At 68.8% G+C, this 25,322-nt stretch carries 18 protein-coding genes and 1 pseudogene; 7 read left to right on the forward strand and 12 right to left on the reverse strand.

Annotated elements, in window-relative coordinates:
• Positions 1–5: 5 nt before the first annotated feature.
• The 4 genes from Asera_RS29860 to Asera_RS29875 form a co-directional block, all read right to left on the reverse strand.
• Positions 6–2,405, reverse strand: a complete 2,400-nt coding sequence (locus Asera_RS29860; protein ID WP_157035210.1) for a hypothetical protein — start codon at positions 2,403–2,405, stop codon at positions 6–8.
• Between the two features lie 365 nt (positions 2,406–2,770).
• Positions 2,771–3,187, reverse strand: coding sequence for a hypothetical protein (locus tag Asera_RS29865; protein WP_030449762.1), 417 nt, complete (start codon positions 3,185–3,187; stop codon positions 2,771–2,773).
• A 25-nt stretch (positions 3,188–3,212) separates the two neighbouring features.
• On the reverse strand, positions 3,213–3,707 hold the full coding sequence (locus tag Asera_RS29870) for a phage tail protein (protein WP_030449761.1): 495 nt from the start codon (positions 3,705–3,707) through the stop codon (positions 3,213–3,215).
• A 72-nt stretch (positions 3,708–3,779) separates the two neighbouring features.
• On the reverse strand, positions 3,780–5,345 hold the full coding sequence (locus Asera_RS29875; RefSeq protein ID WP_030449760.1) for a phage tail sheath family protein: 1,566 nt from the start codon (positions 5,343–5,345) through the stop codon (positions 3,780–3,782).
• A gap of 212 nt (positions 5,346–5,557) precedes the next feature.
• Between Asera_RS29875 and Asera_RS29880 the strand changes: the two genes are divergently transcribed.
• The 3 genes from Asera_RS29880 (at position 5,558) to Asera_RS29890 (ending at position 10,762) form a co-directional block, all read left to right on the forward strand.
• Positions 5,558–6,154, forward strand: a complete 597-nt coding sequence (locus tag Asera_RS29880) for a Pvc16 family protein (protein ID WP_051803072.1) — start codon at positions 5,558–5,560, stop codon at positions 6,152–6,154.
• Between the two features lie 79 nt (positions 6,155–6,233).
• Complete coding sequence (locus tag Asera_RS29885) at positions 6,234–9,371, forward strand: choice-of-anchor D domain-containing protein (protein ID WP_030449758.1); 3,138 nt, start codon at positions 6,234–6,236, stop codon at positions 9,369–9,371.
• 254 nt (positions 9,372–9,625) lie between these two features.
• The gene (locus Asera_RS29890) at positions 9,626–10,762 is read left to right on the forward strand and encodes a COG1470 family protein (RefSeq protein WP_157035209.1); all 1,137 of its coding nucleotides are present in this window, start codon (positions 9,626–9,628) and stop codon (positions 10,760–10,762) included.
• Between the two features lie 79 nt (positions 10,763–10,841).
• Here Asera_RS29890 and Asera_RS29895 read toward each other — a convergent pair whose 3' ends face one another.
• The 7 genes from Asera_RS29895 to Asera_RS29920 all read right to left on the reverse strand — a co-directional run bounded on the left by Asera_RS29895 (position 10,842) and on the right by Asera_RS29920 (position 19,195).
• Complete coding sequence (locus Asera_RS29895; protein WP_212804768.1) at positions 10,842–11,816, reverse strand: cytochrome P450; 975 nt, start codon at positions 11,814–11,816, stop codon at positions 10,842–10,844.
• 245 nt (positions 11,817–12,061) lie between these two features.
• Positions 12,062–15,061: an AMP-binding protein gene (locus tag Asera_RS29900; protein ID WP_084132879.1), complete on the reverse strand. Its 3,000-nt coding sequence runs from the start codon at positions 15,059–15,061 to the stop codon at positions 12,062–12,064.
• Entirely contained in the window at positions 15,058–16,551 is a 1,494-nt protein-coding gene (locus tag Asera_RS29905) for a hypothetical protein (RefSeq protein ID WP_157035207.1), read from the reverse strand. Before Asera_RS29905 ends, Asera_RS29900 begins: the two co-directional genes overlap by 4 nt.
• Positions 16,552–16,597: 46 nt before the next feature.
• Entirely contained in the window at positions 16,598–16,729 is a 132-nt protein-coding gene (locus tag Asera_RS33745) for a hypothetical protein (RefSeq protein ID WP_280529752.1), read from the reverse strand.
• A 51-nt stretch (positions 16,730–16,780) separates the two neighbouring features.
• The gene (locus tag Asera_RS29910) at positions 16,781–17,257 is read right to left on the reverse strand and encodes a hypothetical protein (protein WP_030449752.1); all 477 of its coding nucleotides are present in this window, start codon (positions 17,255–17,257) and stop codon (positions 16,781–16,783) included.
• Positions 17,254–18,012 carry a GNAT family N-acetyltransferase gene (locus Asera_RS29915; RefSeq protein ID WP_051803069.1) on the reverse strand — a complete coding sequence of 253 codons (759 nt, stop codon included), beginning with the start codon at positions 18,010–18,012 and terminating at the stop codon, positions 17,254–17,256. The genes Asera_RS29910 and Asera_RS29915 overlap by 4 nt, the downstream gene beginning before the upstream one ends.
• Positions 18,013–18,028: 16 nt before the next feature.
• Positions 18,029–19,195: a hypothetical protein gene (locus tag Asera_RS29920; RefSeq protein ID WP_169745928.1), complete on the reverse strand. Its 1,167-nt coding sequence runs from the start codon at positions 19,193–19,195 to the stop codon at positions 18,029–18,031.
• Positions 19,196–19,452: 257 nt separating this feature from the next.
• On the opposite strand from Asera_RS29920, the gene Asera_RS29925 reads away from it, so the two are divergent.
• On the forward strand, positions 19,453–19,842 hold the full coding sequence (locus Asera_RS29925) for a DUF4280 domain-containing protein (protein ID WP_030449749.1): 390 nt from the start codon (positions 19,453–19,455) through the stop codon (positions 19,840–19,842).
• Between the two features lie 108 nt (positions 19,843–19,950).
• Positions 19,951–20,577, forward strand: a complete 627-nt coding sequence (locus tag Asera_RS29930) for a helix-turn-helix transcriptional regulator (protein WP_030449748.1) — start codon at positions 19,951–19,953, stop codon at positions 20,575–20,577.
• Here the strand turns inward: Asera_RS29930 and Asera_RS29935 are convergent.
• Entirely contained in the window at positions 20,574–23,225 is a 2,652-nt protein-coding gene (locus Asera_RS29935; protein WP_169745927.1) for an AfsR/SARP family transcriptional regulator, read from the reverse strand. The genes Asera_RS29930 and Asera_RS29935 overlap by 4 nt on opposite strands.
• Before the next feature lie 811 nt (positions 23,226–24,036).
• On the opposite strand from Asera_RS29935, the pseudogene Asera_RS34085 reads away from it, so the two are divergent.
• Both Asera_RS34085 and Asera_RS29945 read left to right on the forward strand, forming a co-directional pair.
• A pseudogene (locus tag Asera_RS34085) lies at positions 24,037–24,435 on the forward strand (dihydrofolate reductase family protein); the annotation flags it as partial.
• A gap of 217 nt (positions 24,436–24,652) precedes the next feature.
• Entirely contained in the window at positions 24,653–25,231 is a 579-nt protein-coding gene (locus Asera_RS29945) for a dihydrofolate reductase family protein (protein ID WP_030449746.1), read from the forward strand.
• The last annotated feature ends 91 nt before the right edge of the window (positions 25,232–25,322 follow it).

Below are 25,322 nucleotides of genomic sequence, written 5' to 3' on the forward strand. Positions count from 1 at the left end.
GCTCCCTACTGATCGGCGAGCCAGCCGCGGCGTTCGCGGTCGACCAGCAGTTCGTGGCGAAACCGGCCCAACAGGCCCGGATACAGCCGATCGGTGAGCTCCTCCAGGTCGGCCGGACCGGTGTCGACCGGCTGGCGTTCCAGCGCGTCGGCGAGTCGGTCGAGCTCACCGCGCAGTACCGCGGCGTCGGCTCGCGCCGCGATCCCGTCCGTGCGGATGTCCAGGACCTGACCGCGAAGCTCGCCGACGGACTGAGCGAGGGCGGCGACATCAACCTCCGTCCCAGCCACAGCGGCGGGCACATCCGGGTGGTCCGGAGCCGTCGGCGCGGCCCCCCCGGGGAACGAGCCGGCGACAGCCAGCGGGTCGCCGAACTCGCGGCGCAGCAACTGGCGCAGCTCGTCCAGGTCCGGCGCGGGCTCGGCCGGTGTCCGTAGCAGGGCGTCGAACGGGACGGGCGCCACGCCACCGCGGCCCGCAACCGGGTCGCCGAAGGACTCGGACGCGACCCAGCGGCGCGGACCAAGGGGTTCCGGGTCGGGGCGTGTGGCCGCCTCCAACAGCGCGTTGCCACGGTTGTGCCCCCACTGCTCGGCCGAGGCGCCCGGCCGCTGCCGGATCGCCGGATCACCCGACGCCATTGTGGTGTCCGTCGTGATGGGCTGGTCGTCCGTACCGGCTCCGACGGGAATCCTGGCCACCCGCCGGCCGGTGTGCTCGGGCGCCCGTTGCGGGATCCATTCCCCTCGCGTCCGAAGCTGGGAGACGTCAACGCCCTGCTTCCGGCGGGGACCGTCCACGCGGGTCGCCGGAACCGTGGCGCGAAGGGGCATCGACGGTGAAGCCTCCCGTTCGAAGATTCCCGGCGGGCTTCCTGGCGCGCCGCTGGACGCTCCCGGGCTGTGTTTGATGCCATCCTGTTGGTGACGGAACCGGGGCAGGGCACTCGATCCGGCACCGTCGGACTTCGAAGAAGCAAGACCGAAGCCGACCTCCGGCGCCGCATCGGCGTGCGGCAGGTCCGCCCCGGGCGATGGTGCGTGCCGAATGGGCTGTGCCTGCCGCTCGGAGGGGACGCTCGTGGTCGGTGCGGTCGCCCCTGCAGGTGGCGGGCCAGCGACCGGCCCGATGGTTTCCGGACCGGTCCGGTCGGCGCTCGGCGGCCCGGGAACCGTCGCGGGAATTGGGGCCGGAGCGGTCACCGCAGAGGGCGGGCGAGAAACATGGGGACGCCCCCTGCCCTCCGGCGATCGGCGGGGAAGCGAGTCGTCGGAGTTCGACATCGTCGGATGGACGTCCGCGAAACGGTTCCCGGCCGCCGACCCAACCTCCGCGCCGACGTCCGGTCGTACCTCACCGTTCGGCACCGCTTCGGCCTCCGGCACCACGCCGATTTCCGGCACGGCATCGGCGTCCGGCACCGCGTCGGCATCCGTCACCACACCGGCATCCGATTCCGCGTCGACATCCGGTATGGGTATGACATCCGGTATCGCGTCGGCCGCGGGCGGGCCGACATCCGGTGCGGCTTCAGCATTCGGTGCGGTCCGGGCGTCCGGCACCGTGGCCGGGTCCGGTGGGGCGCCGGGGTCCGGAGGTGCGTCGGCGTCCGGTGCGACGGCGGCCCGCTCCGGTACGGTCTCCGCGCGGTGTGTCGGGTCGCGATCTGGCGCAGCACCGGTTTCGGCATTCGCAGCGGGCGGCTCCGACTCCCGGTCCGGTGACGATGGCGCATTCGTCCCGGCCGTTGCGGGTGGGTCTGCCACTGGGGCCGACGGGGTCGGCCGTTCCGGCCGGACGGTCGAGTGCAGACCAAGGCGGCGGCTCTGGCCGAGACTGGCCCGCGGGCCAGCCGTCTGGTCGCTCCGGAGCGCCCGGCGGGCCTCGTCCTGCTGGTCCAACGTTCGCAGCAGGTCCAGCCAGGCCGGCTCACCCGACGACTCGTCATCGGTCTCGTCAAAGTCCTGATCCGGTGCTGGTTCAGGCCAGACCCCGGCAACGGGGCCCGGCACCGCGGCCGGTGGAGAGACCGGGCCCATCACATCCGGGTCGACCGGCAGCGGGACCACCGGCAGCTCGTCCTGTGCCCAGAGCGACATGTCGTGGTTCGCGTCCCCCCAGGCCAAGTCGTCCTCGTCGGGCCCGGCCTGATCGTCTACCCAGACGCCGCCAACGGTATCCGGCTGGCGCGGTGCGCCGACCCAGCGATCGCCGGCATCGGTCAGGTCTTGCCGACCGGCCGGACGGGCAACGACCGGGTGACGCGAGCGCCGCCACCCGTCCGACGCCCAGCGCTCGACCGGAGCGGCAGTCTCGATCGGTACATCCGGCACGGCCGGATGTACCCGAACCAGACCAACCACCGTGCCGGCCGGGGACCGACCCAGCGGCGGAAACACCCTCATCGGCGGGTCCCCCACCGAAAGGGCAGGCACCGGCGGTTCACCAACGATCGTCGATGTCAGTGCTCTGGGGGTCGGAACGAGAGGAGCGAGCCTCGCCCACGCCCGAGCGGCGTGCACGCCGGTGGCGCCACCCGCTCTCCGCGCACGCCGACCGGTGAACGGCCATCGCATGCCCCTGCCCCCTCCCGGGATCTCGGCTCACAGCGATCCCAACGCCGCGCCGCCATCGCGGCCGGCAAGCACATCCAGCTCGGCCAACAGCCGGATGCGCGTCGGATGTTCCAGATCGAGAATCGTGTCCAGGCCCCAGTGGAGATGAAAGGCGACGTACGCGATCTCGCCCCACAGCTGATCGGTCGCGTACGTCAGGATCCCCCCGTGGCATCACCACCGATGTCGACGCTGAACTCGTGCCCGCACTCGGGACACGCGACCTCCGCCTCCGTGTGCCCCTGCTGGTTGATCCGCCGGTACAGGTCCTGCAGAAAGGCCAGGTCCGAGGCGAACAGGCCCTCGACGACATCGGTGTCGACCGGCTCGTAGGTGCCGAGCCGCACCAGGGTGCGCGCCAACAGCACGACGGTCAGATAGGCAGGGTTCTGCCGTACCCGAAAGTCCGTGCGCGGCGCGATCTCGTCGCGCGCGGTCGCGAGCCGCAGCACGCCGTCCCGGTGCAGAGATCCGTTGCGGTCACGGTATCCCCGGGGCAGCACGAACGGGTACTCAGTGCGCAGGGACGGGTCCCTCAGCTGCCCCGGAGCGCGTTGCGTGCCTCGCGCCATGACGACTGCACCTCCCGAGATCGGCTTAGAACGACGCCTTGGCATTCGGGTCGATGATGTTGTCGCAGATCAACGTCAGCTCCATCATCACCAAATCGCTGGTGCCAGACTTCATCGAGCCGATGTTCATCTTGGACGGCCAGGCATTCTGCAGGATGTACTGCAGGCCGGGGGGCCCACCCGGATACGGATCCATCGGCCGGAAGAACTTCAGCGTGCAGGTCTTGTAGGCCGTCTCCAAGCCGGTGCGCACCATCTGGTACCAGGTCCAGATCGTGAGGTCCTTGTCCAGGCCACGCTTGAGCGTCACGGTCGGCGGCTTCTGCGCACCGAACAGCTTCGCGTGTTCGATGCCCTTCTTCCCGATCGCCTGATACTCACCCGTGGTGGTCTCCATGTTGATGGCGCCGAGCTCAGCGAAGTTGACGGTCGACATCCCGGTGATCTCCAACTGGAAGATCGCGGCGCTGAGCAGCTCTGTGTGGGCACCGGGACGGGCGATCTGGCGTGGTCCTGGCATCAGATGGCTCCTTTGCGATGGGCGGGGCGGAGGCACGTCGCCGGCGTCGGGTGCCGAACGACCGGGGTGCGCTCACTCCTCCAGCGCCGCACCCTGTGCGAGTTGGGAGAGGCGGAAAACCACGAACTCGGCCGGTTTCACTGGTGCCAGGCCGATGTCGACGGTGAGCACGCCCGCGTCCAGGTTCTCCGGCGGGTTGTTCTCGGCATCGCACTTGACGTAGAAGCCCTCCGCCCAGCTGCTGCCCATGAGCGCACCGGTCGCCCAGATCCGGCCGAGGAACATCGTGATGACCCGGCCGACGGTGTCCCACAGCGCGGCGTCGTTGGGCTCGAACACGACCCAGTTGGTACCCAGCAGGATCGACTTCTCCACCCAGTTGAACAGACGGCGCACGTTGAGGTAGCGCCACTCGGCGTCGCTGGAGAGTGTGCGCGCCCCCCACACGCGGATGCCCTGCCCCGGGAAGAACCGGATGCAGTTGACGCCGATCGGGTTGAGCTGGTCGTGCTCACCCTTGGTGATGGCAAGCTCCAGCGTCAGCGCACCGCGCACCACCTCGTTCGCTGGGGCCTTGTGCACGCCACGGGTCTCGTCGCTTCGGGCCCACACCCCGGCCAGGTGCCCGCTCGGCGGCAGGAGGATCGGCTTGCCCTGCGCCGGGTCCATGACCCTGATCCAGGGCCAGTAGAGCGCCGCGTACTTCGAGTCGTAGCCGGCCACGTCGTTGCGCCACTCCTTGAGCTGCTGGGCATTGAGGCCGGGCGGCGGATCCAGGATCGCGACCCGATCCCCCATCAGCTCGCAGTGGGCGATCATCCCCAGTTGCACCGCCTTGAGCCCGTCGTCGTCGAGCGCGCCACGCTGGTAGGCGCTCATCAGGTCGGGCGCGCACAGCATGGTGACGTCCTCCAAGGCCTCCAGTCCGGCAAAGCCTGTCCGGTCCCCGACGTCGCCGACGTACTCGGCCGCGTCGAGCTGGTTGCCCGCGGGAGCGGCGTCGCCGCCGGCCAGCGCCACCTCGGCACCCTGGCGCGGTACCAACGATCCGCCCTTGGTCTCCTCGACCGCGATCAGCTTCGAGCGCTGCCGGACCGCGGTGACCACGTTGGTCGCGCCACGCTTGACGGTCACGTCGGCGAAGGTCTCGACCACCTTGTCGCCCTGCTTGACCGTCAACGTGAACGTCCCGTCCGACGGTGTGGACGGCGCTTCGACCAGTACGGCAATGTCCCGGCCGGCCGGGCCCGGCTGCAGCGCCCGTACCCGCAGCGCCGTCTTGTTTCCAGCGCTTGCCGGCAGGCTGGCGGTGGCATGGCCGGCCGTCAGCGCGGCCGGCTCATCGCCGGAGTTGGGTACGTTCCCCACGATCCCAGCGCCGACCCGGACCACATAGGCCGACCCGCCGCCGTTGAGGAAGAAGCCATAGACGGCGAGTGGCAGATAGGCGCCGTCGAGGAAGGTACCGAAGGTTCGGGTGAACTGGGTCCAGTTGGTGATCAGGGTCGGCTCGTGAACAGGGCCCTTCTCGGCGAAGCCGACGAAGGCAGCGACAGCGGTGCCGACCGCTTCGATCGGTCGTGAGCCGGAGGAGACTTCCTCGACATAGACACCGGGAGACAGGTACGTCGCCGCCATCGGACACCCCACTGGGTCGAAGTTGTCGGAGCGCGACCGGGACGCCGCAGCGTTGCCGGGTAGGGCGAGCATCGCAGCTCACCCCGCGGGCCGTACCGAACGCACGGGCCTCCGATCGGGCTACCGCCGATGCCCGGACGGGCACCGACGACGCTCGCCTGTCTGCCCGCCGGAGGCAGGCAGGCGGCACGGCGCTCGGTGACGATCGGGGGGTGATCGCCGACCTGGACACCGCGCTCGAGCGCTGGCTCGCACGGATGCTGCCCGACGAGGTTGCAATCGTGCTCGACCCGCCCACGACACCTGGCCCGGTCCCGGTGGTGCACGCTTGGCTGTACGCAATCCGCGAGGACCCCGACGGTGCACCGGCCGGTGGCAGCAGCGTGCGCGACGACGACGGCCGGGTGGTGGCCCGGCTGCCGGCGCCACGCAGGTACCGGTTCGACTACCTGTTGACGGCGTGGGCACAGACCGCCCGGTCCGAACACGAGCTGCTCGGACAGGTCCTCGTCTCCGCGGCAAGCACCCTCGCGCTGCCGCCGGAATACCTCGACGGAAGGCTGGCCAACGGGTATCCGGTCGTGGTGCGGTGTGCGCCGCAGGATCCCGACCGGCCCGCCGGTACCGGTTGGTGGGCGGCCCGGCCATCGGCGCGCACCGCGCTTGCCCTCACCGTGCTCGCCACCCTCGTACCCGAGGCCGACGCCGAACTTTCACCGTCGCCGAGGCGGGTCGCGCTGCGATCGGAGCAGTCTCCGGCAGCGACCGCACCCCGGCCACGGCGTCCGGCCGTCATCGAGGGTCCGTGACCTTCGGGCAGCGGCCCCTTCCCCGCCGGATACCCCGCACCTCCTGCTTCCGACGGCCTCGGCCCGGTTGACTGGCGGGATGGCTGATCTGCACCACACCGCGCCGGGCCGCCGCGGGCGGTGGCTGCGCGGCGTTGCCGCAACCGTGGTCCTGGCCATGCTGGGCGCCGCTCTCGGCGGCGGCGCGGCGTCGTCCGCGCCGGAAACCAGCGGCCACACCATCCTGGTGGGCAGCGGCACGATCCCGATCCCGAGCGGCACGGGCAGCGGCACCGCGCTGAGCGCGGACGGACGCTACCTGGCCAACCCGAGCGGCACGGCGGGGCAACCGAGCCGTGTTCACCTCGCCGACCTGCAGACCGGTACCCAGCAAACGATCTCGCCGGCCGGCGACGCGGCGAGCGCGCCAAGTGTCTCCAGCGACGGCGCACTGGTCACCTACCAGGTCGATGACGACGCCACGTCGACCGCGGGCATCGAGACGTGGCGCCGGTCCGGCGACGGGACGCCGCAACAGGTGACCGGGACCGCCCGGGACCTGCAGTACGAGCGGGCCGTGCCCTGCGTCGGAGCGGGTGCTGACGCCATCGACCCGTGCGGACCACGCTTGTCGGGTGACGGCAACACCGTGGTGTACCCGGTGCTGCAGACCGCCCGATCGCCATACCTGCGGCTGAGCACCGACGCCGTGCAGACATCGAGCGTGGCGCCGGGTCCTCGGACGGTGACCGCGGCCGCCAGCCAACTCGCCGCGGATCCGGTCCTGGACTTCGGCTCGGCCTACGCCGACGGAACCGTGGTCACGCTGCCGCTGCACGTCACGGTCATCGGCAGCGGTCAACCGGGCGTGGGCTCGCTGCGGATTCCGGCCAGCATCCGACCCTCGACCCCGATGCCCGCGGGTGCCGGCTTCGGCTTCGCCGACGAAGACGCCACGCCGACTGACACCAGCGATGCCTGCCGCCCGGTCGCCGTGGGCGCCACCTGCACGCTGTGGATCAGCTACACCGCCGACACCCGGGAGCATCCGTGCGCGGCCCGGTATGCGACCCTGACGCTGCGCGGCAGCACGCCGGCCGGTCAGAGTGCCCTGGCCCTGGTGGCCCGCAACGCGGCAGGCGACTGTCGGGCGGTACCGAGCGAGTGCGCCCCCACCGACCCGGCGCGGCCGGACACCGTGTCAGCCTCGGTGGGCACCGACAACGCCGGAACCACACTGCTCGACCTGGGCGCCCGGCCCGCCGGCGGTACCTACGTGGCGAGCTACACGATCCACAACACCCTGGGCGAGCCGGCACTGGTCGATGTGGAGGGCAGCGACTGCTCCCTCACCCAACTCGGTGGGGCCGCCGGTCTCTACCCTCGCTGCGGAAACAGTGCGGTTGCGACCGGCGGCGACTGTGCGCTGGTGGTCGTCTACCGGCCGCGGCGAGACACGTTCCCGCCCTCGGTTCTGCGCGTCACCTTGAGCACGGCCGCCGGCTGGGGCGGCGGCCCCACCACGACCACTCTCGTCGTCGGCTCCACCAGCCAGTACGGGGTGGTCGCCCGCCGCGATCCCAGCGGGCACGGCGACTTCGCCGCCGCGAACAGCACGGTGGTCAGCACCAACGATGGTGGCGCGGCCATCGACGGTCGAGAGCCAGCGGTCTCCGCCGATGGTCGGTACGTGGCCTTCCGTTCCCACCGCGCCACCACCACGGCAACTCAACCGACCGATCTGGTCTATCTGCACGACACCCACACCGGTAACACCGCGTTGGTGTCCCGGCTACCCGCGACCGGCAGCACCGACGGCCCGGTGGCCCACTCGGCCCATGCCCCGACGCTGTCGGCCGACGGCTCCCGGGTCGCGTTCGAGGCACAAGGCACGGATCAGGACACCGGCCAGATCTACCTGCGCGACCGGACCAACGACCGCACGATGCTCGTCTCCGCCGCGGTCCGGAGTGGCGTGGGCGCCAACGGCCCCAGCTCTCGCCCGGCCCTGTCCGCCGACGGCAGTACGGTGGCCTGGCAGTCCACCGCGACCGACCTGGTCACCGTGCCCGTGCCGGTGGAGGGCGGCCTGCAGGTGTATGCGCGCAACCTCGGCACGGCTCGCACCGGCCCGGCCGGGACCGAGCTGATCTCGACCAGCCCGGCCGGGAACGGCCAGGATCCCGCGATCAGCGCGGACGGCGGCGTGGTCGGGTTCCGGTCAACCGACACGGTGCACAGCTCCGTGGCGTCGGCTCGTCAACCCGTCACGTTCCTCGCCCGGCTCCGCTATGCCAGCCCGTCAACCTCCCCGACCCACATCGCGTTCGACCCACAGCCGGCCGGTACCACCAGCCTGCCTCGGACCGTGCGGGTGCGAAACGCTGGGCCAGGCCCGCTGCACGCCGGTATCGGCGTCACCGGCCCGTTCCGGATACTCGACAGCGACTGCGGCTCCGCCATCCACGCCGCCGAGTCCTGCACCCTCGACATCGTCTTCGAGCCGACCGCGTCCGGCGACCTGAACGGTCTGCTCACCGTGTCACCGCTGGTGTTCGGCGTACCGATCGACGGGTCAGCCAGCGTGACGCTGTCGGGCGCCGGCGCGCCCGTGAGCACGGGACTGCGCGCCGCCCCGTACCCCCTCGAGCTGGGCAGCCAGCAGCTCGGCGTCGCCAGTGATCGGGTCGCGCTCGCGCTGACCAACACCGGAACGGTGCCGTTGACGGTCACGGCGGCGTTCCTGCCCGGCCGGGGGCCGGCGCAGTTCGGTGTCACCGCCGGTTCGTGCCGCGGCTCGCTGGCGCCCGGGGCGGGTTGTCACCTGTTCGTGCGGGTGACACCACGGCGGCTCGGCCGCCTGTCGGGTGAGCTGGCGGTGTCCGGCTCCGCTGGGCCGACCGGCACGGCGCAACTGGTGCCGGTATCCGCCACCACGCGCACACCGGTGCTGGCCCTGAACCCGATGGTGGTCCGTCCACACGACGTGGTGACGCTCACCGGTCGCTACTTCCCGCCCGGCACGACGGTACGGATCGGTGGGGTGCGGAGCTCGGCCGTCGACGTCGACACCGATCGTTCCGGGACCTTCGCGGTGCCGGTGGTGCTTCTGGGCGACGAGCGGACGGGTGTCAGTCGGCCGCGTGCGCTCGTAGCGGGAGTCGGGTCGGTAACCGGGCCGCCGCTGCTGGTGCAGGCTGCGTCGAGCCAGCCGAACCGGTTCGACACCAGGCGATAGGGGACGCACCGTTGCCCGAAGGGTCAGGACCGGATGCCCTCTATCGTTCCTCCCGCCGGGTACCGAGGCGGTGAGGCCGCCGGGAGACTGACCGCATGGCAGCCGTAGTGAGGCTCACCGAGGGCAACGTGACCGCCGAGCCCGGCAGCGAGGCCAGCTGCTCGGTGCGGATCCGGAACGCGGGTCCGGTCGTCGACCGGTTCGCCGTCGAGCTGGTAGGTGCTGCACGGGGCTGGACCGATGTCGAGCCGTCCGTGGTCAGCCTGCTGCCCGGAGCCGAGGACCAGGTCGTTCTGACGTTCCGGCCACCACGTAGCTCCGCCGTCGGCGCCGGAAGCATGCCGTTCGGGGTCAAGGTCCGCTCCTCCGAGGATCCGGAGTCCTCCCGGGTCGAGGAGGGCGAGCTGACCGTGCAGCCCTTCACCGACTTGGGCGCCGAGCTGATTCCGCGTACCTCACGGGGCAGCCGCACCGGCCGGCACGAACTCGTGGTGGACAACAACGGCAACCATCCCCTTACCGTCGAGATCCACGCCGCTGACCCGGATCGGCTGCTGGACTTCCGGATCGCCCCGGCGTTGCTCGACCTGGCGCCGGGGACTGCCACCTTCATCAAGCTGCGGGCTCAGCCCACCCGGCGCTTCCTGCGCGGCGACAACCGAACCCTGCCGTTCCAGGCGTTCGTCACCGCACCTGACGTGGAGGCCACCACCGCCGACGGTGCCATGCTCCAGCACGCCCTCCTGCCGAAATCGACAATGAAGGCGGTCGCGCTGGCACTGGCCGTGGTGACCGCGTTGGTCGTGCTGTGGTTCACCGTGCTCAAGCCGCAGGTGCATTCGGAGGCCACCAAGGCGGTGCAACAGCAGAGTGCACAGCTGTCCGCCGAGGCAAACAGCGCGAAGCAGCACGCCGCCGAGGCTCAGGCGCAAGCCAGCCGGGCGGCCCGCTCGGCCCAGCAGGCAGGGGCGTCGCCGAGCGGAGGCGCGAGCCCGACGCCGAGCGGTGCCCGCGGCGCAGCTGCGGGCACCCTGGAAAACAGCGACTCGAAGACAGCCATCGACTTCCGGATCACCACCAGCGTCGCGCCCGGCCGGCCGGGCAGCTTCACGACCGCCAGCCACGATCAGCCGAAGAAGACGGTCCTGTGGATCACCGACATGGTGCTGCAGAACCCGCAGGGAGACACCGGCACCCTGCAGGTGCGTCGCGGCCGGATCGTGTTGTTCGAGTTCGGCCTGGCCAACTTTCGGGACCTGGACTACCACTTCGTCCAGCCGCTGCGCTTCACCAGAACCGATCGCGTCACCCTCGCGGTGGACTGCCAGAACCCGGGCGCCACCAAGTGCACGCCGTCGGCCTATCTAGACGGGCAGCTGGTCAAGGGCTGACCGCCATGGACGCCGTGCGGGCGCTCTGGTACCTCGGCGCGATCTGACCGGCGAGGGTCAAGAGCCGACGGAACGATGATCAGCCAACGGACACTGGCAGGGTCGCGTAGCCGCGCAGGTTGAACCGGTCCAGCAGTCGCGGCGTGCCGGCGATCGACAGCCGCGCGAACCGGGTGGCGAGCATGGAGAAGGCGAGCTCGCCTTCCAGCCGGGCCAGTCTCGCGCCCAGGCAGTAGTGCACCCCGCCGCTGAAGCTCAGTGGATCGTTGGCCGGCCGTGCCGGGTCGAAGCGGTCCGGCTCGGCGAACCGGCTCGGATCCCGGTTGGCGGCGGCGATCAGGATGATCACCGGCCCTCCGGCGTGCACGGCGACACCGTCGATTTCCAGGTCCCGAGCGGCTCGCCGAGCGGTCATCTGGACCGGCGCCTGGCACCGCAGCAACTCCGTGACGAACGCCGTGGCCCGTTCCGGGCGACGTCGCAGTCGCGTCAGCTCGGCGGGGTGATCGACCAGCATCTGAAAGCCGTTGCCCAGCAAACCGACGGTGGTCTCGAACCCTGCCAGCAGCAGAAACACCGTGTTGGCCACTAGTTCCGCCGAGCTGAGCGGATCGTCGGCCGTCACGTTGCCGGCCAACATCGCGCTGATCAGGTCGGCTCGTGGACTCTCCCGCCGCCGTTCGAGCAACCAGTGAAAGTACTCCGACAGCGCGAGAGCGGCCCGGTCCGCCTCCGTCAGGTCGGCGCCGGGCCAGTCCGGTTCCAGAGCGCGCGCCAGCTCCGCGATCGGCAGGCGAAGCTGTGGTCGGTCGGCATCGGGCACACCCAGCAGATCACCGACGACGTTGACCGGAAGGGGGAAGGCGAACTCCGCCATGAGATCGACTGGACCGCCGCTGGCGCCGAGCGCAACCAGCCGGTCGAGCAGCCGACCGATGCGGCCCGCGACCAGTGGCCGCAGCGCATCGACACGGTGCACGGTGAACGCCCGGCCGACCAGTCGGCGCATCCGGTCGTGCGCATCGCCGTTCACCAGGATCATCGCGTCGCCCAACAGCCGTCGCGACGGCATCGTGCGCCAGAACGGCGCCACCGTGTCGAGGTGCTCCGCGTCCTCGACCAGCAGTCCGCGATCCCGCAGCGCGACGCGAGCGGCGGTATGCCCGACGACCAGCGTCGGACCGTCGGGAACGCACAGCACCGAACCGTGTTCGTGCAGACGGCGGTAGATCGGATACGGATCCGCCCGGCCCTGCGCGGACAGCAGCTCCGCGGCCAGCCGCGCGCCGGCCACGGTCATCATGGCCCCGCCTGCGAGGCATCATCAGTGGCCCCGGTGACGAACGCGACGAACCCGGCGACGAAGCGGGTGATCGCTTCGCGGTCGACCGCGGAGCGCCGGTACAGCGCGACCACCTCCCCGGGAGACCCGGCCGGCAGCCGCAGCTCCAGCTGGAACTCGAACCCGGCGCGGTGCGGCGCCGGCCGGCTCAGTTCGGCCCGGCACCCGGGCAGGTCCAGCACCGGCGGCTCGTTCTGCTGGACGGCGAACAGGTACGGCACCACCGGACGACCGAGGTCTGCGCGTGAACGCAGCAACCCGACCGCCTCCGGGAATGGCACGGCCTGGGTGCGCAACCCGCGGTGCAGGGCGTTCCGCGCGGCATCGACGAGTGCCGCCGAACGGTCGCCGGAGGACATTCGCATCCGCAGGCACAGCAGGTTGAGCAGACAGCCCACCGCGTGCTGGGAGGCGACGCCGCGCTGCGCAACAGGAACGGCGATCGGGACGTCGTCGGCCCCGGTGAGCTGTCTCGCCGCCGCCGCGTAGCCGGCCAGTCCGACAACGAACGGAGTGCTGTGCCAGGCCGCCGCGACGGTATGGCAGCGTCGGGTCTGGTCGACGTCCAGCTGCTGCACCACCACCCCGGTCGAGTCGTCACCCCGACCGACCGGGGCGGGCAGCCTGAACGGCGGCGTGCCGAGCAACTCGGCCGCCAGATCCCGGCGCCGCGATCTCAGCCGCGCCCCGTCCACCGGCGCCGTGATCGGCCACGGCAGCGGGTCGGCGTACCACCGGGTTTCGCGTGGCGTACCGGCGACCTCTGAGCGGTAGGCCGCGGTCAGGTCCCGCGCCACAATGTGCTCCGACCAGCCGTCGAACGCCACATGATGTACGGCCAGCCCGAACAGTGCGCGATCTGGTTCGGCGCCGGTGACCAGTGCGGCCCGCCAGGCCGGGCCACGGTCCAGATCGAACGGATCGTTGAGAACCGCGTCCAACCGAGCCGCGGCGATCGGGTCGTCCGGGCACCGCAGCAGGTGGAACTCCGGCTCGGTCGGCGGGTCGGTACGGGCCTGCTCGAACGGCGGTTCGGTCGGGTATCGGGCGTGCAGGGCCGGGTGCCGGCGATGTACCCAGCCGATCGCACGCCGCAGCGCCGCCGCGTCGACGGTCCCGGTTACCCGCCAGACCAGGGTGCAGTGCCACGCCTGCCGGTTGGCCGGCTCAACCGCCTCGGTGACCAGGAACGCCGCCTGGGTAGGCGTCAACGGCCGCTCCGCCGACCCGGCGGGACCCGTTGGCTGGCAAGGTGTGGCCCCTTGGTCGAGCAACTCGGCCAGAGTGCGTGTCGTGGGCCGGGCCAACAGATCAGCCACGGCGACGTCCCCGCCGAAACGGTGGGCGGCGCGAAGGCACAGTCGCAGCAGGGCGAGCGAGTCGGCGCCCGCGTCCACCAACGAGTCGTCCAACGACGCCACCTCGACACCGGTGGCCTCACGCACCAGTGCCGGCAGCTCGGTCATGATCTGCTCGGCCGGTCCGCCGGCGCTGGGCCTACCGGCCGAAGAGCCCTCGATGGACGCCGCCACTGTGTGCCGCCGCATCGCGGACTCGGCTTTCGACCGCACCATTGCCAGGTCGATCTTTCCATTGTCCAGTAACGGAACTTGGTCGAGTCGCAGCCAACGTGCGGGGACAAGGTATGCGGGCAGCCGGTTCCGCAGGTAGGCCCGCAGTTCGTCGTCCGCCACGTGTCCCCGGCTGCGGTAGCACGCGACCAGTTCGGTGCCGGCGTCACCCGGCCGGGTCAGCCCGATCACAGCGCACTGGTCCACCCCGGGATGTTCCGCGAGGCAACGCTCGATCTCGGCCGGCTCGATCCGGTGGCCGAGTATCTTCACCTGCCGGTCGAGCCGCCCGTGGTAGTGGAACCGACCCCGCTCATCCTGCCAGCCCAGATCACCCGTGCGGTAGCACCTCGTCGGCCGGCCGGCGACGTCGATCCAGCCGAACGCCCGACGGGTCGACTCCGGGTCACCCAGGTAACCGGGCGACAACCGATCGCCGGTCAGGCAGATCTCACCGATCTCTCCCGGTCCGCAACGACGATCACCGTCCAACACGTGCACACCGGTTCCGGCGACGCCCGTACCGATCGGGATCCCGGTGGACAGGTCGCAGTCGTCCGGCGTAACCGCATGCATCGTGCTGAAGATGCAGTTCTCCACCGGGCCGTAGCCATTGAACAGCCGGATGCCCGGATGGGCGCGCAGGAACTCCCGGACGTGGTCGACAGACAACCGCTCGCCGCCGGTCGCCACCTGGCTGAGACCGGTGAAGGCCCCGACGTCCTCTTCGACGAACAGGTTGAACAGCGAACTGGTCAGCCAGACGGTGTTGAGCCCATCCCGTGCCACCCCCTCGCGCACCTGGCCCGGCGACAGTTGCTCACCTGCCGGCAACAGGCAGCTGCCACCGTTGCACAGCGGCCCCCACAGCTCCAACGCGAACGCGTCCCAGGGCGGCGGTGCCGCCACCGTCATGACGGTGGCGGAATCCAGCCGCAACGGCATCGCGCCCGGCGCGAGCAACGCCCGCACCGCCCGGTAGGTGGTGGCCACGCCCTTCGGTTCCCCGGTCGATCCCGACGTGAAGAAGGCGGCGAACACCGCATCGGGAGCCACCGAGCCGAACGGAGCCGGTACGCGCAGAGTGGCGGAGTCCAGGGCGTAGAGCTCCGGCGGGCACCAGCCCCGCTCGACCCGCCACGGTTGGTCGGTCACCACGACGGGGGCGTCCAACACCGAGCAGATTCTCCGTACCCGCTCATCCGGCCATCGTTCGTCCAACGCCACGTACCCGGCGCCGAGCCGAAGGATCCGGCAGAGGATGACGGCCAGCTCCAACCCTCGCGGCAGGAGAACCGGAATCAGCACACCGGGACTGACACCTCGGGCGGCGAGTTCCTGGGCTATTGGATCACTCCCGATGCCGCCGGCCGCAACCCGGATCATTTTGCCGGGCGCGAGTTGCGTATCCACTGTTTTCCGAAATCGTCTGGACTCGTTACGCCGTCAAGCCCAAAAATTATGTCACCGCTTTCCCTGATGTTCTTCTGTGGTAATTTCCCAGCGATTCCTTCGGCAGTCTCCTCGTACTCGACGTGAACTTTTACCGATTGGGCCCACGCATACATGCTGATGTCGATGTTTACGTTACTGTCCCATGAATGAACCCGAACCGGAAGTCCATCTACTGAAGCAACGGGGCTCAGCTTGAAACTCCCTATCCGCTGCTTGAAGCCAGGCCTGCCAATCAGCTTGGTAACCGCTTCACGGGCATCCTCCAGCTCTCTCTTCTTGTCTTCATACCTTTGGTTCACGGTTTCATCGATCTTCAGCAAGTGATTGATCGAATTGTTCAGAAGAACGCTGGACTTGCTTTCCATCTCCCGGGCTCTGCCAATAACATCAAGCACCTTCAGATGACGTCGTGTCAGCTCTTCATCCTTCCACTCATTCAGATCGTTCTCCAATCGTTTGAACCTGCGCTCGATGCTCTCCTCGTCGACGGCAATGATGGAGTACCGGGCCTCGAAACCCACTACCGCCGACACTCCGAACTTCGTGTCATACTGCTTCAGCTGGATCCGATTCGCGGCAGCCGCCACCGCCGCCTTCGCCTCATCGTCCAGCTCCTGCCCGCCATGGCGGGCCTTCCAGCGTTCCTCCTGCTGCATCAGGAGATAACGGCGACGCAAAGTGTCGTACTTCGCCTCCAGCTTCGGACTCTCCGAGTTCGCTACGTCCTCCGCTATCCTGGCCGCCAGCTCAGCATAGTTACCTTCCTCGTATGCCGCGTTTGCACTGGACCAGTAATCAATCGTCGATCCACGCTTGCTCATCAATTCGTGTACCGCTCGACCGAAAGCAACCGCGCCCTGGACCGGCGCGGAGATGGATGTGCTCGCGTAGGCTTGAAGGTCTGTTTTCCCACCCTCGCGCTTGAGGGCAGTCAGCTGTTCTTTCCCCCGTGCAGGGTCTTTTTTTATCCTATTCTTTATGCCCTCAGCCAGCTTTCCCAGTTTCTTCTCGTAGTAGTCTCCAATGAATTTCTTCACTTCATCATCAACGAGGAGTTTGACCGCGTCAGTGTGTTTCCTGGTCATTTTTCCTGAGCCAAATACTGCCTGCGTCCTCGCTTTAACCTCCGCTTGGGTGGCAGCCCTGTTCTTCCCCTTCTCAACGCCATCGGCACCTAACGCCCTCCAGACGCGCGTCCACGATACAAAGCCGCCAGCGTAGCTACGCGACGCGACTGTCTTCCAGTCGAACTTCCATGTGCGCTGCTCCTGAATGTCCTTGACACTGGAAATTTCATCCGTCTGGATTACCATGGACTGCTTCTGGTTCCCATTGAAGGTCTCCTCCAGCTTGTCAACACCTTCCATCATTTTCTTTGGGAGGTCACCTATCTGTTCCTTGGCCAGGTTTCCGAACTCCATCGAATTCCTCCCGATCATTTTCTCAATGCCGATCAGCGCCTGTGCGTCAGCCCTGCGGCTGTTCGTCGTCGTCCATCTGCTCTTCCAGCTGTTTCGCCAGCGCGTTCATCTCTGCAACTAGCGCCAGCACCTCTTTGTCCTCAGATCTCGCATCTGGTTGCCCTTCAGGACTGCTCATTGGCACTTCCTCCCGTTCAATAGGCGTTTTCGGACAATCTGTGAGGAATGGCTACCTCGGCATTTCCGGCGATACCACCAGGTCCCTTTCGAAGAGTTCCTGATTCTTCGACCCAGCATCCCCTTCAGCGTCCTTGAAATACTCGTCGAGTTCCGCCGCCGTTTGTTCTTTCAGCTGCGACTCAATCTTTACCAACGCATGGTCCATGACCTGATCAAGCTCAAGGTCGCTGTCATCAAGTTCAATGCCGTCGAGTTCAACCCGTTCCGTCATGTCAGCGGCTGGACCGGGAGTCTCCTCCAGAGCGGAAGTCACAGAACTACCCGGCTCCTGTGCGGGCAGGCCCACCTTTTTCGACGCGCCGTCAGACACCGGCTCAGCTGCCGAACCGAGCCCCGCCGTGGAGTCGGTCTTCGGATCTGCGGATCTGCGGTACTGGCGGACCAGGTCGGGGTGTTCGTCGAGGTACTTCTCGACGAGGGGCAGCAGCTCGAACTTCACCCTGTTGCGAGTGACCTGACTGGTCATGATCTCCTCCGGGAGTGATCGTTGTTGCGGTCCGCGGCGGGGGGACCGCCGGCGGACGCGGGCAGGGCAACACCGGTGCGCCGAGGTTCGCCCGACCAGGTCTGCGGCTCCACGCCGTCCGCCACTCGGTAGCGGGGCCGTGGTCGGCCGCGCAGATCAGCCGGCACAAGGCCGTACACCGCGACATCGACCCGGCCGGCCGGCACCGAACCGGCGTTGCGCAGCACGCCCTCGGCGGTGAAGCCACAGGCCTCGGCCACTGCCCGCGGCGCCCGGTTGCCGACCGCAGCCGAGATCTGCACCCGGTTGAAGCGCACGACCGTCAGGACCCAGTGGCTCATCGCCAGCAGGGCCTCCTTCGCGAACCCCTGCCGTAGTGACCATTCCGCCTCTGTGGCCGAGACCTCGGTGCTGCGCTCGCGCCAGTCGGTGTGATGGAAGCCGGTGACTCCGATCAGCCGGCCGCTAGCCCGGTGCTCTGCCGCCCAGCAGATTCCGTCTCCATCCAGCCGGATCTGCCGGGCGGTTCGGGCACACCAGGCAGTCGCGTCGCTTCGCGTGTAGGGCTGGGCGGCGACCGACCAGCGGCGTACCAGGTCATGATCGAAGATCGCCTGGTGAGCATCCACATCGTCCTCGGTGTACGGGCGGAGGAACACCCGCTCGGTGATGAGGGCGACGTCGGGGAACCTCCGGACAGCCGGGTGCCGGCCGGACACGATCGGTGCGTGGAGAGCGTCGACCTCGTTGCTCATGGCGTCCGTCCTCGGCTCAGGCGGCGCGGGCCGCGAGTCGTTCCTCGACCACCTCGACGACGATCTCCTCCAGCTCCGCCCGTTCCGGCACCAGCTTGGTCAGGTCGGCCCGGCCGGCCACGACCTGCTCGGTGACCTGCCCAGCAACCTGCTGCACGGGGGACGGTTGGCCCTCCGGCGCCTGCTCGGCGGCGGGTTGCACCTTCTCCACCGGTGGCGGTGCAGGGGCGACAGGCGCGATCCCGAGAATGACCGGCATCCAGTCGCTCAACCACTTGGTGAGCAGGGCGAGATCGGTCTGCTGCGGCCAGGCCGGATAGTACTGATCCAGGCTCGTCCGTAGCCGCTCACGCCATCCGTCGCCCAGTTGACCGCGCTGGTCGTCGGTGACCCAGCTGAAGCTCTCCGGCGTCCCCGGTGGTGGCGGCGCCACCGGAGGCGCGGCGTAGTTCCCGGTCAAGGTGGGCATCCAGTCGCTCAACCACTGGCCAAGCTGCTTGTCGTCGGCCTGCTTCCACTCTGGCCACACCTGATCGATCCGGGTCCGCACCGTGTCGCGCCAGCCGTCGCCGAGCGCGGTGCGGGCGTCGTCGCCGACCCAGGTGAAACTCTCCGGTGTTCCCGGTGGCGGCGGCGCGGCCGGCGCCGGCGCGAAGTCACCGGTCAACGTCGGGATCCAGTCGTCGAGCCAGGGCACCAACTCGTCTGGCGGGCGATCGGACCACTCCGCCCAGATCTGGTCGAGGCGTGGCGGCAACGCCTGGCGCCAGTTCGTCCCGAGCGCCGACAGGACACGCTCCTGCTCGGGCGTCACCCAGTCCAACCGTCGCACCGACTCTGCCCGCTCGCGTCGTGCCTCGTCGATGCAGTCGGTCAGGATCCGTCGCTGCTTGTCCTCGTCCAGAAGCCACTCGCGACGTTCGTCCTCGTTCGTGATCCTCTCGTCGACGTGGACGAGGAACAGTCGGAGAACGCGAAGATCCGGGTCGGTATTGACGCGTGTTTCATCGAGATCAAGGGTCGTCAGGAAATCCGGACGGCACACCCTCTCCCACTCGGGCTTCTCCCCGTCCTGCTCGACCCACTGGAAGCGAAGGTACTCAAACGATCGCTGCAGCCATTCCAGGTAGTCCTCGACTGTCCACTCTGGGGTGGGCGGATTCGGCATGAGCTTCCCCTCCACTTCCCTTGCCCCGTGGGCCACTTCCGCGCCCTGAGGCGTACCTGCTCGAACCGTAGGCGCGGCGCCACGCGCGGCGAACGCACGTCCGCGCAGTCCGGTGCGCACCGGCGGTTGCGCTTTGGTGCAGCCAGACGAGGGCACCGCGTCCAGCCTCGGCGGCACAGCGCCCGAGGGGCCGATCGGGCGATCCGCGATTCCCGGAAGGGCGCCTGACCGTCGCTGGCGGACAACCATGCGGCGCGGGTTCCCTGGGCACCATGCCCGCTCCGCTGATCGTTTCCGGCGCCACCCTGGCATGCTCCATGGGCTCGGCTCCTGGCGCCCTCACGATCCCGCCCGACGAACAGGTCACGATCGCTGGTGCGGCCGCCGCAACGGTCGCGAACACCGCCGCGGTCACCAATGTTCCGTCCTTCGGGCTGTGCCGGTCGCTCGGCAACCCGGAGGTGTCCAGCGCCACCTCCGCGGCCCAGGGCGTACTCACTCCACAGCCGTGCCTGCCGAAGATCGTCGGTCCATGGTTGCCGGGCACTGCGGCCGTGCTGATCGGCCGTATCCCGGCAGTCAGCCAGACCTGCACCTGTGCCTGCGCGTACGGCGGGATGGTCTCGGTGTCCAGGCCAGGACAGGAGGGGGTCCTCGGGTGATGGTGTTTGGACGGCAACCAGACCCGCTGCGCAAGGCACTCGATAAGTGCACGTTAAGCGCTACTCGGAGACTGAACGGGCAACCTTCCGGCACCCAGGAGGCGAGAGATGGCCAAACGCGTACCCGTTCATGTCAGGGCCATGGATCCGATCTCGGTGGCAGGGCTCTCCGCCGCTCTGCGGGGCCACCCCGAGATCGAGATCATCGAACAACAAGCCGTCACCGCCGAGACGGTCGGGATGATCGCCGCGGACTCACTGACCGAGCCGGTCCTGGCCCTCGTGCGGTCGATGCGCCGGCTGGGCTGCGAACGCTTCGTGCTCGTCACCACCACCCCACAGGACATCGATCTAATGGCCGCCATCGAGCTGGGCGTGTCCGCGATGGTGGCGCGCCAGGAGGCCACCACGAACAGGATGGCCCAACTTGTCATGATGACCGCTTCCGGTGAGGCCGCCATGCCAGCCGATGTCCTCGGCCGGTTGCTGCGGCAGGTCTCCCGACTTCAGCACCAGGTGCTTGCGCCGCGTGGACTGAGCGTCAGCGGTCTGGCCGACCGGGAGGTCGAGATCCTCCGGCTGGTCGCGGACGGCTACGACACCCGGGATATCGCAAAGAGACTGGCCTACTCGGAACGCACGGTCAAGAACGCCCTGCACGACATCACGACCAGGTTCCAGCTGAAGAACCGTTCCCATGCCGTGGCCTACGCGGTGCGCGAAGGGCTGATCTAACCGCGCGGGTCGATCCCAAGCTCGATGAGCATCTCCGTGTACTCGGCGCGGGTGTGGCGGGCCGCCGCGCTGTCTCCGGCCCGCTCGTACCCCTCGATGAGCAGTCGCCAGGCGGGGTCGTGGAACCGGTCAATCCGCAATGCTTGCTGCGCGGCCTCCACCGCCCCGTCCTGCTCGGAGAGAAGCAACAGCGCGGTGGCCAGCGCGGTGGCGGCGGTCACGGCCTCGGCCCGCAGGCTTCGACGTTGCTCCGCCAACCACTCGGCCGCACCATCCTCGGGTAGCAGCTCGCCGGTGTATGCGGCGACTGCCGCCCGAAGCGGCCCGACGGCCGCTTCCGGACCATTGGCGCGTAGCCGTCGCCAGGCGGCCATGGCTGCGCCGAACCGCTGCACATCATGGTCGGAGCCGCGCGGCAGCGTCAGGTGGTACGCGTCCCCTCGGCGTTCGAGCATCGAACGCTGGGCACGATCGCGGCCCGGCTCGAGCATCGCCCGGATCATCGAGACCGCCACGTGTACGTTGCGGCGAGCCGAATCGATGGACACCTGCGGCCAGAACGCCTCGTGTAACGTCTCCACGGGCACGTCGTGCCCAGCCCGCAGCGAGATCAGCCGAAGGACCGACCGCACGCGCGGCCGCAGTGCCTGCCACTGCAGCGGCTGTCCGCCGGAGGTCAGCTCGTACCGGCCGAAGCACCGGATCGACACGGCCGCCGACCGCGCCGACCAGGCCCCGGATGGGGGTGTGAGCGGCTCCGTACTCGCCAGCACGACCATGTCCGATGGAATGCCCACGCTCGCTGCTGCCGCGTCGGCCTCGACGCGTAGCCGCGCCGCCTCTGGCCGGCCGCGTTGGGCGGCGTCCCGGGCAAGAACGACCCGAGCCCAGGCGGCGACCACGCCGGCGCCCAATGCCGTCGCCTCTTCGATGCAGGAGAGCAGGCTGCGATGCCGGAGCTGGCCGGCCGCACCGCCACCCATCGCGACGGCGAGTCGGGCGAACAACGTGCCCCACCGGTCACCGGTCTCAGCACAATCCAGCGCCAGCCGCTCGGTCCGCTCGAGCAGCTCGGCGTCGCCCGACAGGGCGCGGGCCGCCCGGTCCAGTCGCCGTAGCCACAGCGGATCGGTCGGCACGGGCGCGGCGGTGACCGGTTCGGTAGGCCCGCGCCCAGGCGGCTGTGCACTCCGATCGAGCGCTGTTCGAAGCAGCTGCGCCAGTTTCCGGATGACCGGCGTTGCCGACCGACCGGCGCGGTCCAGTCGGACCCTGGCCCGTTCTTGGTTGCCACACAGCAGCTCGGCCACCCCGCCCACCAACGCATGCCCATCGTCGGTAGCGTCGGCGGCGTCGGCCCACTCGGCCACGCGGGCGGGCTGTTCTCGCAGCGCCTCACGTAGCATTCGGGCCCAGTGCTCGTCGACGAGGGGGGTACGCACCGGATCCGGTGACGCCCAGGCATGGGCGAGTTGGCGCTCGACCATGCAGGCCTGCCGCGCTGGCCCTTCGGGAAGCTCGGCCAGGGCGGCGTCATAGTCGGCAAGAGCCGCGGCCAACCGGCCGCGGTCGAGGTTGCCATGGGCAGCGGCCACGCGACCCCATGCGTCCGGCAGCGGCTCGCCGGCAACCGGCTCCGCTTGCACCTCAACGGCTGAACGGCGCACGCTGGCATCCCGTTCGCGGGCTGGCACGGACGATTCGAACTCCGCCCCCTCCAGCCCGCTCTCCGCCAACAGCCGGCCCACCTGCCGACAACGGCCGGAGAACCCTGCGGCACCGATCAGATCAGTCAGCTCCGCCTGTAAGTAGCTTCGCACGAGCGGATGTACGCGGTACCCGACCGCTGGACTGTCGAGCGGCGTGATGAACACGTTGCGTTCGGCGAGCCAGCGCAGCACCGCATCGCTGTCCTGACGATCCAGCAGCTGGTCGCACACGGTCGGGTGAAGCACCGGCAGCGGGCTGCTTCCCACCAGCAAGGACCGGACGTCGTCGGTGAGGCTCGCCATGACCTTCGCCGCAAGGAATTCCCTCAGTGGGCCATCGGCACTGGCCAGCGTGGGCAGCACGCGAAGGCGGTCGGCCTCCGAGCGACCGGCGGTGATGCGGTGGAACGTATGGATTGCAGCGATCCAGCCCTCGGTGCGCCGTGTCACCTCCCGTACCACGGCGTTGCTCAACGGTTCCGCATAGACGTCGCGGAAAAGCTGCTCGACTTCGAGCCGGCGAAACCTGAGCTCGCGGATGCCCAGCACCGTGGTCTCGCGCATCATGCGGAGATCGCGGATGCATTCGACCGCACCGAACTGCCCGGCAAGCAGAAACCGGACGGTGGCCGGCAGCCGGTGGATGAGCTCAGACACGGCTGTCTGTGCATCGGGCGTGAGCATATGGACGTCGTCGACGAGGATCGCCAGCGGTTTGACGGCGTTATCGGCGAGGGTGGCGAGGTACTCGGTCGACAGCGATCGCCGCCGTCTCCCGCCCGTCAGATCCCTCGCCGGGGTGCTCGAGACCACCGACAAGTGGTTCGCTCTCCGGTCGACCACGCCCCAGCAGACTTCGAACCCACGCATCAGCAGTGTGCGGGCGAACTGCGAGAGCAAGGTCGTCTTGCCTGCTCCAGGTTCGCCGGTGATGACCACAGACGAGACGACAGATTCGTACGCCGCGCTGAGCAGCCGGTCTCGGCGAAGCTCCCAGGGCTCCGCGGGGCCCGTTCGCACTCCGGGCGCGCGACTGTTGCCGTGCACGTTCCCCCTTTTGGTGAGTTGATCGGACGCCCACCCGCAGCCCGTTGCCCGCGTACATGCGCCGCGATTCCACCTCTTGGAGCAAACGAAGAGCTACCTGGAATGTTCAGATGACGCACTTGTTCAACGATCGGTCAGCCGCGACGCCAATGTGATGTTCGCTACCAAGAGCGCACAAACTACTACGAAGAGTGGAGGTCTGTGAGGTGCCAGCTGGCGTGATCGTTGCTGCGCCGGCCGAGACGCCGCCCTTCGGACTGCTGCCCGGCTCTGCTCGCAGTCGATCGGTCCGGCGACCGCGCCACATCACGCCAGCTTCGCAGGTGGCAGACCGCGACACGCCAACCCAGGCATCAGGCAGCCGGCCTCGAACCACGGACCCCACCGGCCCGCGAATCCATGGTCGACGACAAGACGTTCACGGTTCCAGCACGGTACGCGGCAGATCCGGGAGATGCGCATGACAAGCCGGGTGTTCCGACGATGCGGAGGCGACCCATCGCGACGCAAACCAACCAACCCGCCCGGTCCTCGCCACAGGATCCCTCCGTAGCGCTACCCGCGACTCGACGCTGTCCGCCTGGCAACCACCGAGCGATTCCTGGCTGTGGTGCGGGATTGAACGTGCTTTCAGGAAAGTGAGTGAGGATGAGGAAAGTGCTCTGGCACACGCGCTGAGTCTGGATGGCTTCATAGCCGGGCGATGACTTGGGTGGATCCTCGACGGCGATGGCTGGTCGGGCCAGACCACGAACGAGGTCGTTTCCTCGACGGGAGCGTTGCTGGCTGGCCGGCGTACTCAGGATGCCGAGGACCGCGACCAGCCGGGCTTCTACGGAGGCAGCTTTTGCGGCCGTTCTTCGTGCTACGCCACGATCCGCCGGCACAGCCTCCAGTCGTCAAGGACGTGACTGCCGGTTCCTCGACACGGGGCATCCAGGAGGCGGTGACAGGTGCCAAGGAAGCCGCAGCTGGTGCGGATTTCGGCATCCTCGGCGCCAACGTCGCTCGGCAGTGCCTCGACGCCAGGCTTGTGGACGAGATCATCGTGCACATCGCGCCGGTCCTTCTCGGCTCGGCGGTTCCCTTCTTCAAAAGCAGCGGTGCCAGGTCTCCGAGTACGGCCAGCATGTCGACGGGTTCTGCGCCGCCGTACCCGACGACGATCACTTCTCATGCCGCCGTCCTACCCGGCAAGGCGGGTGTTTCGATCCGGGCGAGACAGGTATCCCAGGATTCCAGCCAAAGATACGGCCGCCGAGTGACGGGGCGTGCGAAGGCAGCGAGCATGGAAGCAACGACCGAAGGAGAGAGCCACGATGGAACTCGTCGTCGACTACATCAGCTCGTTGGACGGCTACGCCGCCGCCGAGGGCTGGCCCGGCTGGTGGGGCCTCGAGGGCCCGGAATACCTCGGCTGGCTCGAAAAGAATTCCACGACCGAGCACACGCTCTTGATGGGAGCCAACACATACCGGTTGATGCACGGCTTCGCCGCATCGCAGACCGAAGGTGTCGACGTGCTCGGATCCGTTCCCAAGATCGTTTTCTCGAAGACGATCACCGAGCCCTTGGTATGGGCCAACTCCACCCTGGTCCGCGGCGACGCGGTACAGGCCGTACGGGAGCTGAAGAGGACCAGTGACCGTCCACTCTGGACGCTCGGTAGCCTTTCGCTGGCTCGTGCACTGCTGGCTGCCGGGCTCGCCGACAAGTTTCGTGTCGCCGTGTTCCCCGTCATCACCGGCCGGACCGGGCGCGAGCGGATCTACGACAGCTACCCCGACCTAGCCCTCGAGCTGGTCCAGGCCCGCACGTTCGACCGGGGAACGCAGCTGCTCGAGTACCGGCCGCGGCTGCTGGATGCGCCGTTGCCTCCGGGTCCTGGCAGCGCCTGAGCACGGTCACGAGAACGCGCGTTCATGACCAGGCTGTCACCCCAGCCCCACGGCCGACCGGCCGCTCGGAGCACGCATCCGATCTGATGAA

This window comes from Actinocatenispora sera, assembly GCF_018324685.1.
GTDB classification, from domain to species: Bacteria; Actinomycetota; Actinomycetes; order Mycobacteriales; family Micromonosporaceae; genus Actinocatenispora; species Actinocatenispora sera.